The following is a 12225-nucleotide window of genomic DNA, read 5'->3' as shown; positions in this document are numbered from 1 at the left end:
CGGGGGGTGTCGGCGCGGACCCCCCCGGGGGGGCGGGGCCTCCCCCCCCCCCCCCCTCGGGGCCGCTACAACAGAACAATTCCTACGACACCACCCTTATGCCTATGTTCGTCGGAGCTCTCGAGCTCGACATCCTGCTCGGCGACGTCCATTCGCTGAAGCAGAAGCGATCCGTGGTCCGTCCGGTGCTCGCCGAGGTACGTAAGCGGTTCTCGGTTTCGGTGGCCGAGGCCGGTCATCTCGACCTGCACCGCAGGACCCTGATCGGAGTGGCCGTGGTCGCCGCGGAGGGAACGCACGTGCGTGACGTGCTCGACTCGTGCGAGCGTTACGTCGCGGGCAGGCCGGAGTTCGAACTGCTCTCCGCGCACCGCAGGCTGCTCGGACCGGACGATTAGCACAGAAGTTTCCTGCAAGGAGAAAGACATGGCCGATCCGGCTCGGGCGCGCAAGCTCGCCAAGCGGATCTCGCAGATCGTGGCGTCCGCGATCGAACACGACGTCAAGGATCCGCGGCTGAACTCGGTGACCATCACCGACACGAAGATCACCGCCGATCTGCACGACGCCACGGTGTACTACACGGTGCTGGGCGAAACCATCGACGCGAAGCCGGATCTCGCCGGCGCCGCGGCGGCACTGGAGTCCGCCCGCGGTGTGCTGCGGTCGAAGGTGGGTCAGGGCACCGGTGTCCGTTACACGCCCACGCTGACCTTCGTAGCCGATAGCATTCCCGAGGACGCGAAGCGCATCGAGGACCTTCTGGAGAAGGCCCGCGAGGCGGACGCGGAGGTGGCTCGGCGGGCGACGGGGGCGCGGCACGCCGGGGACGTCGACCCGTACAAGGCGCCTCGGGAAGAGGTCGACGATGACGAGTTCGCCGAAGGAGAGCACCGGGCCTGACCGGGTTTCCGGGCTCTCCCGCCGCGGCCTGCTGCTCGGCGGTGCCGCGGCGCTGCTCGCCTCCGGGTGCTCACCGGGAACGACACCGGTGGTGGGGCCGCCCGCGTCGTCGGCGCCGGTGGGCCCGACGCCGCTGAGCAGCCCGGTGACCGTGGAACGCGTGCGGTCGAAAGCCCGCGGCAAGGACGTCGATCTCGTGCTCGTCGCCCCGGAAGGCACACCGGCGACCGGGCTGCCGGTATGCCTCGCATTGCACGGCCGGGGCGCGAGCGCGCGTACATTCCTCGAACTGAGGCTGCCCGAGGCGTTGAACCAGATCGTCCACAGTGGAACGAAGCCGTTCGCGATCGCCGCGGTGGACGGGGACAATTACTGGGTGGACCTCGGTTCCGGCGACGATCCGCAGCGGATGCTGACCGAGGAGATGCCGGGCTGGATCGCCCAGCGCGGGCTGCGCCCGATAGCGGGAGCGCTGGGGATATCCATGGGTGGCTTCGGCGCGTTGCGTTATGCCCGTGACCATCGTGAACTGAGCGCGGTCGCCGTGTGCAGCGCCGCGTTGTTCCTCAGCTGGCCGGATGCCCGTTCGCGCAAGGTGTTCGCCGACCAGCGGCAGTGGGAGGACAACGAGCCGCTGCTGCACACCGAGGGCCTGGTCGGCTCCCGCACCGGGGTGTGGTGCGGAACCGGGGACCCGTTCGTGGCCGCGGACCGCAAGCTCATCAAGGCCGTCCAGCCCGCGGGCGGGAAGATCTCCACCGGTGCGCACACCGACGACTACTGGCGCGAAGTCCTGCCCGACGCGCTGCGCTTCGTCGGCGAGCGCCTGGCCTGAGTCCGCGAAAATTTTCCATAGGCGTATGTGCCCCGGCCGTGGCTAGCTTGGGTGGCATGGCCGAGAAAACGATCCCCTTGCTGACCTGTCGCACGATTCAGCCGGTCGCCGACTTCTACACCGCACTCGGTTTCGCGGTGACGATGCTGCAGAAGTCGCCCTATCCCTATCTCGTCGTCGAACGCGGCGACATCGAACTGCAGTTCTTAGGGATGAAGAACTATGATCCCGCCGAGTCGTTGCAGGGCTGCTACGTGCTCACCGACGACGTCGACTCGATGTATGCTGCTTTTCGCAGCGGTCTCAAGGCTTTCTACGGGAGGATCCCGTCGCGGGGCATTCCGCGGATCGGGCCGGTGAAGAACATGTCCTATGGCCTGCGGCAGTTCCTGATGACCGACCCCGGCGGGAACAGTATCCGGATAGGACAGTCGATCGACGGCAGTCACGAACACCGGCCGCCGCCGAAGGAAACCTTCGCGAAGGCACTGCACATGGCCACTCTCTTCGCCGATTCCAAAGAGGATCTGCCGGGAGCGGCGAAGATCCTGGACCGCGCACTGGGACTGACCGCCGAACGGCCGGCGCCGCCGCAACTCGTACGGCTGCTGATCCTGCGGGCCGATGTCGCACAGCGGCAGGGAAATGCCGCGCTGGCCGCGGAACTGCTCGAACGCGCCCGTGCCACGGAGCTCACCGAAGACGAACGCGGCGAAGTCCGGGACGTACTACGGCGGGCGGACGAGTTGTCCGCGGAGCGATAGTCAGTCTTCGGGGAGCGGATGGGCCGCGTCGGCGCGGAACCCGTCGAGCAGCAGGCCGAGACTGCGCCGCCACCGCGGTGACCCGGTCGTCGCCGCGAACACCGTGCCGAGGTCCTCGAGCCGGAAATCGGCGCGCAACTCGCCGGATTCCTGCGCCCGGGTGATGATCCGGTCCATCCGTTCGCCGATCGCGAGCTTGGTCGCGCCGAGCTCGGACTCGGGGCCGAAGGCGCGGGCACACACCTCGGTGAAGCCCCGGTCGGCGACCTGCATCGCGATCGACCGTTCCAGGAACAGCACGAAACCGTCCCAGGGATCCTCGGCGGCCAGTGCTTCCTCGGTGTGCGCGAGCGATGTCCGCAGCGTGGGCAGGAAAGCGGCCTCGATGAGGTCGTCACGGGTGGGGAAGCGGTTGTAGAGCGTGCCGATCGCCACGCCGGCGCGGCGGGCGATCTCCTCCAGCGGAGCCTCGAGTCCCTTGGCGCCGAAGACTTCCCGGGCCGCGGTGACCAGCGCTTCGCGGTTGCGCCGGGCGTCCCGGCGCAACGGGCGCTGATGGATGCTCACGGGATCGAGTATAGCTAAGTTGAAAGCGGCCTCAACTTTGGCTACAGTGAGAACTTGAGGGGGTCCTCAAGTTTTCTTGCTGGGAGGCATCGTGAAGACAGTGGCGATTTTCGGGGCGGGGCCGGGCGCGGGGTTCGCGACGGCACGCCGGTTCGGCCGCGAGGGGTTCCGTGTCGCGCTGGTCGCGCGCAGCGGCGAGCGGGTGGCGGCGTTCGCGAAGGAACTGGCGGGGGAGGGGATCGAGGCCGAAGCCTTCCCCGCCGACCTCGGTGATCTGGACACGCATGCCCGGGTGGTGGACGCCGTCACCGCGCGCTTCGGCGGCATCGACGTCGCGGTGATCAACGGTTTTCTGCCCTACGAAGCCATCCGGCCGATCCTCGAGCTGGACGTCGAGGCGATGCGGGACGTGCTGCGCGGCACGGTGCTCGCGCCGATCTCGCTGACCCGGCTGATCCTGCCGGGCCTGCGGGAAAAAGGCGACGGCGCGCTGCTCTACGGCCTCGGGCTGTCCGCGAAGACGCCCGCACCGCCCCTCGCCGCTCCGGGCTCGGGGCAGGCGGGCCTGCGCAACTACATCCACAACCTGCACACCGTGCTCGCCCCCGAAGGCGTCTACGCCGGCGCGCTGACCATCGGCAAACTCGTCCAGGGCAGTGACGCGCAGGTGCTGTTCGACCGCAGCGTGGAGGCACGCCACGGTTTCGACCCCGAACGCGTGGAGCCGGCGGAACTGGCCGAACGCTACTGGGAGCTGTACACCCGGCGCGAGCGTGCCGAGATCACCGTCGGGGAACTGGCGGCGTGAGCCCGGATCAGCCGAACTGGCCGGGCTGGTAGTCGCCCGCGGGCTGCTGGGTGATGACGTTCAGGCGATTGAACGTGTTGATGAGGGAGATGATCGCCACCAGTGCGACCAGCTGATCCTCGTCGTAGTGCTTGGCGGCGTGCGCCCACGCGTCGTCGGTGACGCCGCCTGCCGCGTCGGCGATGCGGGTGCCCTGCTCCACCAGCTCCAGGGCGGCGCGCTCGGCGTCGGTGAACACCGTGGCCTCCCGCCAGGTCGCGACCAGGTGAAGGCGCGTCGGGGTCTCCCCGGCGCGTGCCGCCTCCTTGGTGTGTATGTCGACGCAGACCGCGCAGCCGTTGATCTGGCTCGCGCGGAGTGCCACCAGTTCCTCCGTCGCGCGGGGCAGTGTCGAGTCCTCTAGTACCCTGTTCGCGGAGACGATGTGCTTGAGGAACTTGGCCGCGACCGGGTTGCCGTGGAGGTCGAGTCGGGCGTCCATGGTGTTCTTCCTTTCGTGTTCTGCCATTACGTCCCACCGACGAGACAGCCCGCCAAGATGTGAGGGTCACAATCCGGCGGGCTGTCTCGTCGTACTGGAGACGACGGAAGCGGCCAAGGAGCGGACTCATGAAGACACCAGGTGACCCCCGGCTCGATCCCGGCCTGAGCGCGATCATGGGCGAGCGGCGGCAGCTGATCAACCTCGCGTACCGGCTTCTCGGCTCGCTGGCCGACGCCGAGGACGTCGTGCAGGAGACCTACACCCGTTGGTATGCGCTGTCCCGGCAGCAGCAGGAGGCCATCGCCTCGCCCGGCGCCTGGCTGATGAAGGTCGCGGGGCGCATCTGCCTCGACGTCCTCGGCTCGGCGCGCGTGCGGCGGGAAAGCTATGTGGGCGAATGGATTCCCGAGCCGCTGCCCGATCATCGCGAGTGGGGCGAGGGGCGCGCCGACCCGGCCGACCGGGTCACCCTCGACGAGTCGGTCACCATGGCGTTCCTGGTCGTGCTCGAATCGATGACCCCGGCCGAGCGGGTGGCGTTCGTCCTGCACGACGTCTTCCGGTACCCCTTCGCCGAAGTCGCCGAGATCGTCGGCCGGTCCTCGGCGGCGTGCCGTCAGCTGGCCTCCTCGGCCCGTCGCCGCGTCAGCGCGTCGCAGGCTCCCGTGGCGTCGGTGGCTTCGCGCGCCGACATCGTCAGGGAGTTCAAGAAGGCATGGGAGGCCAAGGACATCCAGGCGCTCATCGGCCTGCTCGACCCCGACGCCACCGGGATCGCCGACGGCGGCGGGCTGGTCAACGCCGCGCCTCACCCGATCGTGGGCGGTGAGCAGGTCGCGCGTTATCTGGTCACCATCGGCGGAGTGCTCCGCGGGCGGACGATCCTGGAGCGCACGGTCAACGGCCAGCCCGGCCTGGTGATCCAGCAGGACGGCGTCACCTCGACGGTCATCGCGCTGGGCATCGCGAACGGCCGGGTCACGCACTTCTGGGCGGTGCGGAACCCGGAGAAACTCCGGCCGTGGTGAGAACTACTTGCGCGGTAAGCCTTTCGGGTTCACCTCCGAGGCCGCCACCGCCTCGTTCGTGAGGTTCCACCGCTTGAGGACCTCGGCGTACCGGCCGTTGGCGATCTCGTGCTGCAACGCCTTCTGCAGCGCGTCGGCCAGTCCGTTGCCCTTCTTCGTCATGGCCGCGATGTCCGCGGGGATCTGCCCGCCGCCGGAGACGGTGCCGACGATCTTGGCCTGCTTGTCCACCGCGACGTGGTAGGCGGCGGTCGGGTTCGGCCCGACGTAGACGTCGATCCGGCCGGACTTCAGCGCCAGGTAGTAGTCCGAGGTGTTCTGGTAGTACTGGAACTTCACGGGCTTCAGCCCGGCGGCCTTGTTCTGCTCGTCCCAGCGCAACAGGATCTGCTCCTGGTTCGTCCCCGAGCCGACGCCGACGGTGAGCCCGGCGACGTCCTTCGGCTCGCGCACGGACAAGTCCTTGTCGGACCGGGCTTCGAAGGCGAGCGTGTCCTGCCGGTACGTCGCGAAGTCGTACTTGTCCTTGCGTTCCTCGGTCACCGTGATGTTGGAGAACCCGGCGGCGTACTGGCCGTTCTCCACCGAGAGGAACAGGTTCTCCCAGGACGTCGCCTGCAGGTCTAGCTTCAGCCCGAGGACGTCGGCGACGAGCTGGGCGATGTCGGGCTCGACGCCGATGATCGTCTTGTCGTCGTCGGCGCGGAAGGACAGCGGTGGCGTGCCGTTGCCGGTCGTGCCGACGACGAACGTGCCCCGCGCGCGGATGCCCTCCGGGAGGAGGTTCGCGATCTCGTCCACCTTCTGCGCGCGGATCCGGTTCTGCTGAGCGGTGATGTTGATGCCGCTCGCGGCGGGCTGCGACGCGGCCTGAGGCGTGGCGTCACCGGCGTCGCAGGCCGTCAGGCTCAGGCCCAGCAACGTCGCGAGCAGGACGGGACGCAGGAAAGTGGTTCTCACGCAAGACTCCTCGGGGAAGTGTTCGCAAAGGGAGTGTCGTCAAAAGGAGTGTCCTCAAAGGACTTTGTCGACGAAGGCGCGGGTGCGGTCGTGGCTCGGCCGGTCGAGCACCGCCGAGGGCGGGCCCTGTTCGAGGATCCGGCCACCGTCGAGGAAGACGACGGTGTCGGCGACCTCGCGGGCGAAGCCGAGTTCGTGGGTGACGACGACCATCGTGGTCCCCGTGCCGGCGAGGTCCTTGATCACGGCAAGCACCTCGCCGACGAGTTCCGGGTCGAGTGCGGACGTCGGTTCGTCGAACAGCAGCACGTCCGGCTTCAGCGCCAGCGCGCGGGCGATCGCGACCCGCTGCTGCTGGCCGCCGGACAGCCGCCGCGGGTACTCGTCGGTCTTGCCGGCGAGCCCGACCCTGGCGAGCAGTTCCCGCGCGAGTGCTTCGGCCTCCGCGCGAGGGCGTCGTTGTGCGGAAATCGGGGCCTCGACGACGTTTTCGAGCACGGTGAGATGCCCGAACAGGTTGAAGTTCTGGAACACGAACCCGATCCGCGTGCGTTGTTTGAGGATTTCGCGTTCCTTCAGCTCGTGCAGCCGGTCGCCCGCGCGGCGGTAGCCCATCAGCTCGCCGCCGACGCTGATGAATCCGCGATCGGCGCGTTCGAGATGGTTGATCAGCCGCAGCAGCGTGGACTTCCCGGAGCCGGACGGTCCAAGAAGGACGGTCACCTCGCCGGAGGGGACCTGGAGATCGATGCCGGTCAGGACTTCGTGGGTGCCGTAGCTCTTGTGCACGCCGCGCACGTCCACCATGTATTTCAGGGGCGCAGTTTCGGTCATCGCCGCGTCCCCCGGGCGTAGTAGCGCTCCACGTAGTACTGCACGACCGAAAGCACCGTGGTCAGCGCGAGATACCACGCGGTCGCGACGAGCAGCAGCGGGATCACCCGGCCGTTGCGTGTGTAGATGACCTGGACCTGGTAGAACAGCTCGGGCAGCGCCATCACGTACACCACCGACGTGCCCTTGACCATGCCGATGATCTCGTTCGCCGCGGTCGGCACGATCGAGCGCATCGCCTGCGGCAGCACGATCCGGCGGAACTGCCGCCCGGCCGGGATGCCCAGTGCCGCCGCTGCTTCGCGCTGTCCAGCGTCGACGGAGAGGAACCCGGCACGCACGATCTCCCCGGCGTACGCGGCCTGGTGCAGCGCGAGGCCGAGCCCGGCGGCGAGGAACGGCGGGATCAGGCTCATCGTGTCGAACGAGACGAACGACGGTCCGAAAGGGACACCGAAGGAGAGTTTGTTGTAGAGGATCGCCAGGTTGTACCAGAAAAGCAGCTGCAGGATCAGTGGTACCGAACGGAAGACCCAGGTGTAGGTCCAGCTGACCGCGCGCAGCAGCGGATTCCGCGAAATCCGCATGAGCGCTAAGACGGTGCCTAGCAGAAACCCGGCGAGCACCCCGAAGAAGGTGAGTTCCAGGGTGAGCAAAACGGCCGAGAGCACGGATTTCTGGAAGAGATAGGACGCGAAGGTCGGCCAGTCCCACGCCTTGTTGGTGACGAGCGCGTGCCCCGCCATCGCCACCAGGACGGCCACGACGAGCGCGGCCACCCACGTCCACGGGTGCCGGGCGGGGACGATCTTGAGCGACGCCTCCGGCGCGGGCTCCGGGCGGGTGAGGTCGGCGGGCCGCGCGCCGACGTCACTGGTCATGCCCCGACCGCTCTCGCCGGGATCGCCGACGGCAGGATCCTGCTGAACGGCAACGGTTTCTCCCTCGGCGGCGAGGAGACGTCGAAGTGCGCGGTGTAGCCCGACGCGAGATAGAGTTCCCTGGCCTCCGGCTGATTCGGGCCGGTGGTCAGGTAGACCCGCCGGTAACCCCGGCGTTCCGCCTCGGCCTCCAGTTCCGCCACGACGCGCCGGGCCAGCCCGGACCGCCGGTGCGCCCGGTGCGTCCAGATCCGTTTGAGTTCGGCGGTTTCGGGGTCGTAGCGCTGGAACGCGCCGCCCGCGACCGCGTGCCCGTCCCGCACCAGCAGCAGCAAACCGCCGTCCGGCGGGGAAAACCGCTCCACGGGGTATTCCCGCAGCTCGTGGTGGACGTCCGCGAGCACGCGGTGATAACGGCTCGAATACTCACGGGCGAGATCGGCGAGCAGCGGTTTGACCCGCGGATCGGTCTGCCGTACCCACACCGACTCGGGTGGGGGACCGGAAATGGGCATGACGGCACCTGTCTGGAATGGGGAGGCATCACGAAAACCACGGCGGGACAACGCTTTCTCGCCGACAGTGCCGACTCTAGGAACAGGCGCGGACCGGGGTCAACGCTCCCCGTCGTGGTTCCAGATCGTGGAAGCACGCCTTCGCCTGCTGGACAGCGGCACGCAGGCGGCCATCGCGAGCGCGGCGGCGCCGCCCGCGAGCATCACCGTGCGCACCGAACTCGCGTCCACGACCATCCCGCCGGCGAGCGCGCCGAGCGAGAACGTCGCCTGGAACGAGGAGGTGAACAGCACGGAAGCCGCCTCCGGGGTCCGCGGCGCGGCGTGGGCGAACCACGTCTGCGAACATACTGGCACCGCGCCGTACGCGAGTCCCCAGACGACGAGCACCGTGGCCGCGCCGAAGACCGAGCGGCCGGCGAACGGCAGAGCCGTCGTCGCGCAGGCGATCATCAGCGCGCTGATCACGAAGGTGGCCTTGGGGTGGCGGGCCACCGCCGCGCCCGCGACGAAGTTGCCGGTGATCCCGGCGACTCCGTAACCGAACAACAGCACGGTGATCAGCGCCGGGCCGGCGTGCGTGACCTGCTCCAGCAACGGCGTCACGTAGGTGTAGGTGCCGAAGTGGGCGAGCACGATCAGGACGGTCACCAGCAGCGCCCAGCGGACCTCACGGGTACGCAGCATCCCGCCGAGCACGTCGAGCCGCGTCACCCGCCGGGCGGGCAGTGCCGGGACGAATGCCGCCAGTGCGGCGAGCACGCCGAGCGTCAGCGCGCCCATGACAGCGAACGCCGCGCGCCAGCCCCACTGCGCACCGATGAACGTACCCGCCGGGACGCCGATCACCGAGCCGAGCGGTACGGCCGAGAAGATCACCGCGGTCGCCCGCGCCACCCGCTCCCGGGGCACGAGGCGCTCGGCGAGGCCCGCCGCGATCGACCAGAAGGCACCGATGACGATCCCGACCAGGACCCGGGAGACCATCATCACCGGGTAGTCCGGCGCGACGGCGGCCAGCAGGTCGGCGGCCGCGAGCACCAGCATCAGCACGCCGAGCATGAGCCGCCGGTCGAGCCGCGCGGTCGCGACGGTGACGACGGGCGCGGCGATCGCGGCGAGGATGCCGGGCGTGGTCATCATCAGCCCGGCGGTGCCGTCGGAGAGCCCGAAGGCGGAACCGATCGGGGTCAGCAGGCCGATGGGCAGGATTTCGGTGGTGACGATCGAAAAGATCCCGAGCGTCACCGCGATCACGGCGAGCCAGCCGAAACGTGGCAGGGCGGGAGCGAGGGCAGGGGAAGGTGTTGTGCTCACGGACATGGCGGCAAGTCCAGCACCGGCGGGCGTGGCCGGTCTGGCGAATTCGCGACACCTCGGTGGCGTGCGAGGGTGACGTCGGTTTCCCGCCAGTGTCCTCTTAGGACACGGGCTTCGCGGCGACCACGAGGTCGCGCACGATCGCCTGATCCACCCGGTGCGAGAACTCGTCGTACGGCCCGCCCTCGCGGACGTCCAGCCCGACGCGGCCGAGCACCGCGACCAGGTCCGCGCGCGGGAGAACCGTGGTGTTCCAGGAAATCCCGATCGCCCCGCCGGGACGCAGCACGCGAGTCCACACGGGAATCGCGGCGGCGAGCAGATCACGCGGGCTGCGCGCGAGCGACGCGTCCTGCGTGCGGTGGCTGCCGTGCTGGACGCCGTACGGCGCGTCGGTGACGATCACGTCGACCGAGTTCGGCTTCACCAGTTCGTCGGTGGTGAGCGTGTCGGCGTTGTAGTACGTCAGCTGCCGCGTCTCGCCCGCCTTGTACTGCTCCTTGCTGAACGCGTACTCGATGTCGAGCCTGCGCCCGAGACGCGTCTTGTTGCGCCGCAGCAGGCCGGAGTCGGCGCTGTGCTTGACCCGCTTGGTGCGCAGCCACGTCTTGATGAACTGCTCGTAGGCCTCGAAGTCCTTGCCGTCGACGTCGAGCCCGGTCGCGTCGAAGCCGTACATCATCGCCTGGTTCAGCGTCGTGCCGCGCCCGCACAGCGGGTCGAGCAGGCGCACCGGCCCGTCGAGCCACGACGTCGGCGCCGTCGTGGCCAGCAGCGTGGCGTTGAGCAGCAGCTTGGTGAACTGCTCGTTCGTCTTGCCCGCGTACTTCTGGATCGTCAGCAGATCCGAGTCCGTCGTCGCGAGCGGGCGCACGGTGACCGGGCGCAGCACGCCGTCGCCGAGCTCGAACAGCGCGTAGAGCGAGGACAGGTTCGACAGCAGGGCGAGGTCCCGCTCGCCCAACGCGGTCGAAGTGGCGAAGCGCACATAGCCGACGCCGCCGAGTTCGACCTCCTCGATCCCGGACAGCTCGACGCTCAGCGCGTCGCCGAAGACCGCCAGCTCGGCGCGCAACAGCGCGGGGGAGGAGGCGGCGTAGACCCGGTTGGCAGACGGGTGGACCAGAATCGCGTACTCGGACATCCCGCAGAGCGTAGCGTGACGCACTGTGACAGCTACTTTGGCGCAGGACATCCAGGAAGCGGCCGCGCTGCTGGCCACCGCCACCGACGTGACCCTGCTCGGGCACGTCCGCCCGGACGCCGACGCGCTCGGCAGCGCACTGGCCCTCGGCCGCGTACTGCACCAGCGCGGCGCGAGCGTCCGTGTCTCGTTCGCCGAACCGGCCGAGCCGCCGGAGACCCTCCGCTGGCTGGACGTCGACGGTCTGCTCACCTCGCCCGGCGAACTGCCCGTGTCCGAGCGGCTGCTGGTGGCGCTGGACACCCCGACGCTGGGGCGGCTCGGTTCGCTCGCGTCGCGGGTGGCGACCACCCGGCAGATCGGCGGCGACGTGCTGGTGATCGACCACCACGCGACGAACGCCTATTACGGCACCCGGCACGTCGTCGACGACACGGCCGAAGCCACCGCGGTGCTCGTCTTCCGAATCCTCTGCGAGATGGGCCTCGAATTCGACGAGCCGACCGCGCGGGCCCTGTACGCCGGGCTGGTCACCGACACGAGCGGCTTCCGCCGCGCCCGCCCGGAAACCCACCGGATGGCCGCGCGATTGCTCGAAGCCGGGGTGAACCCGGAACAGGTGGCGCGCCGCATCGTCGATGATCACCCGTTCGCGTGGCTGCCGATGCTGTCCTCGGTGCTCGCCGGCGCGCGGCTCGAACCTGAAGCCGCGCAAGGGCTCGGGTTCGTGCACGCCGTGGTGCGTCTCGACGCCGCGAAGACCGTGCGGCCCGAGGAAGTCGAGTCCGTGATCGACGTCGTGCGGGCCACCAGCGAAGCCGGGGTCGCCGCGGTGCTCAAGGAGGCCGCGCCGCTCGATCATGGCTCGCGGTGGCAGGTCTCGCTGCGCTCGACCGGCGGCATGGACGTCTCCGCGGCGGCCGCCGAATTCGGCGGCGGCGGACATCGGATGGCCGCGGGCTGCACGGTGGAGGGAACGGCCGAGGAGGTCATCGACGGCCTCCGCACCGCCCTCTCCCGCGCCCCACTGCTGCGCTGAGCTGCTCTGGGGTCCACTGTGGACGGACGGTCCGTGGGTGCCTCCCTGAGGGACCTGGTATGGAGCGGCGGCTGCCCCCCCCGGAACGGCTGGGGATTTACGGTAAATAGGACAGTGGGGATTGGCCGCCTTGATAAAAAGCG

The 12225-nt window shown here is 69.1% G+C and carries 15 protein-coding genes; 7 read left to right on the top strand and 8 right to left on the bottom strand.

Going from position 1 to position 12225, the window contains the following annotated elements; all coding sequences use genetic code 11:
* Positions 1-104: 104 nt before the first annotated feature.
* Genes ACFWX1_RS45080 through ACFWX1_RS45065 form a run of 4 tightly spaced genes read left to right on the top strand, consistent with a single transcriptional unit; the run spans position 105 to position 2502 of the window.
* Entirely contained in the window at positions 105-398 is a 294-nt protein-coding gene (locus ACFWX1_RS45080) for a DUF503 domain-containing protein (RefSeq protein WP_378396084.1), read from the top strand.
* Positions 399-426: 28 nt separating this feature from the next.
* Positions 427-903, top strand: coding sequence for a 30S ribosome-binding factor RbfA (gene rbfA, locus ACFWX1_RS45075; protein WP_345408693.1), 477 nt, complete (start codon positions 427-429; stop codon positions 901-903).
* Positions 869-1738 carry an alpha/beta hydrolase gene (locus tag ACFWX1_RS45070; RefSeq protein ID WP_378396083.1) on the top strand — a complete coding sequence of 290 codons (870 nt, stop codon included), beginning with the start codon at positions 869-871 and terminating at the stop codon, positions 1736-1738. The genes rbfA and ACFWX1_RS45070 overlap by 35 nt, the downstream gene beginning before the upstream one ends.
* Positions 1739-1794: 56 nt before the next feature.
* Positions 1795-2502: a VOC family protein gene (locus ACFWX1_RS45065; RefSeq protein WP_378396082.1), complete on the top strand. Its 708-nt coding sequence runs from the start codon at positions 1795-1797 to the stop codon at positions 2500-2502.
* Here the strand turns inward: ACFWX1_RS45065 and ACFWX1_RS45060 are convergent, their stop codons facing one another.
* A complete protein-coding gene (locus ACFWX1_RS45060) occupies positions 2503-3069 on the bottom strand; it encodes a TetR/AcrR family transcriptional regulator (protein ID WP_378396081.1) in 567 nt (188 codons plus the stop codon).
* A gap of 91 nt (positions 3070-3160) precedes the next feature.
* Here ACFWX1_RS45060 and ACFWX1_RS45055 point away from each other — a divergent pair, with 91 nt between their 5' ends.
* Positions 3161-3877: an SDR family NAD(P)-dependent oxidoreductase gene (locus ACFWX1_RS45055; protein ID WP_378396080.1), complete on the top strand. Its 717-nt coding sequence runs from the start codon at positions 3161-3163 to the stop codon at positions 3875-3877.
* Between the two features lie 7 nt (positions 3878-3884).
* Here ACFWX1_RS45055 and ACFWX1_RS45050 read toward each other — a convergent pair whose 3' ends face one another.
* The gene (locus ACFWX1_RS45050) at positions 3885-4358 is read right to left on the bottom strand and encodes a carboxymuconolactone decarboxylase family protein (protein WP_378396079.1); all 474 of its coding nucleotides are present in this window, start codon (positions 4356-4358) and stop codon (positions 3885-3887) included.
* Positions 4359-4486: 128 nt separating this feature from the next.
* On the opposite strand from ACFWX1_RS45050, the gene sigJ reads away from it, so the two are divergent.
* Positions 4487-5389 carry an RNA polymerase sigma factor SigJ gene (gene sigJ / locus ACFWX1_RS45045; RefSeq protein WP_378396078.1) on the top strand — a complete coding sequence of 301 codons (903 nt, stop codon included), beginning with the start codon at positions 4487-4489 and terminating at the stop codon, positions 5387-5389.
* Positions 5390-5392: 3 nt separating this feature from the next.
* On the opposite strand, the gene ACFWX1_RS45040 is transcribed toward sigJ, so the two are convergent.
* The 6 genes from ACFWX1_RS45040 to ACFWX1_RS45015 form a co-directional block, all read right to left on the bottom strand.
* Positions 5393-6349, bottom strand: a complete 957-nt coding sequence (locus tag ACFWX1_RS45040) for an ABC transporter substrate-binding protein (RefSeq protein ID WP_378396077.1) — start codon at positions 6347-6349, stop codon at positions 5393-5395.
* A 54-nt stretch (positions 6350-6403) separates the two neighbouring features.
* Positions 6404-7183 (bottom strand): amino acid ABC transporter ATP-binding protein, encoded by a 780-nt coding sequence (locus ACFWX1_RS45035; protein WP_378396076.1) that lies wholly within the window; start codon positions 7181-7183, stop codon positions 6404-6406.
* Positions 7180-8064 (bottom strand): amino acid ABC transporter permease, encoded by an 885-nt coding sequence (locus ACFWX1_RS45030; protein WP_378396075.1) that lies wholly within the window; start codon positions 8062-8064, stop codon positions 7180-7182. The genes ACFWX1_RS45035 and ACFWX1_RS45030 overlap by 4 nt, the downstream gene beginning before the upstream one ends.
* Positions 8061-8579 (bottom strand): GNAT family N-acetyltransferase, encoded by a 519-nt coding sequence (locus tag ACFWX1_RS45025; protein WP_378396074.1) that lies wholly within the window; start codon positions 8577-8579, stop codon positions 8061-8063. The genes ACFWX1_RS45030 and ACFWX1_RS45025 overlap by 4 nt, the downstream gene beginning before the upstream one ends.
* A gap of 99 nt (positions 8580-8678) precedes the next feature.
* Positions 8679-9902 carry an MFS transporter gene (locus tag ACFWX1_RS45020; protein ID WP_378396073.1) on the bottom strand — a complete coding sequence of 408 codons (1224 nt, stop codon included), beginning with the start codon at positions 9900-9902 and terminating at the stop codon, positions 8679-8681.
* Between the two features lie 97 nt (positions 9903-9999).
* Positions 10000-11043 (bottom strand): TRM11 family SAM-dependent methyltransferase, encoded by a 1044-nt coding sequence (locus ACFWX1_RS45015; RefSeq protein ID WP_378396072.1) that lies wholly within the window; start codon positions 11041-11043, stop codon positions 10000-10002.
* 25 nt (positions 11044-11068) lie between these two features.
* Between ACFWX1_RS45015 and ACFWX1_RS45010 the strand changes: the two genes are divergently transcribed.
* A complete protein-coding gene (locus ACFWX1_RS45010) occupies positions 11069-12082 on the top strand; it encodes a bifunctional oligoribonuclease/PAP phosphatase NrnA (protein WP_378396071.1) in 1014 nt (337 codons plus the stop codon).
* Positions 12083-12225: the final 143 nt, after the last annotated feature.

The sequence above is a fragment of the Amycolatopsis sp. NPDC059021 genome, from assembly GCF_042739895.1.
Taxonomy (GTDB): domain Bacteria; phylum Actinomycetota; class Actinomycetes; order Mycobacteriales; family Pseudonocardiaceae; genus Amycolatopsis.
Note: the sequence above shows the minus strand (reverse complement) of the source record. Positions and strands in the feature narration are given on the sequence as shown.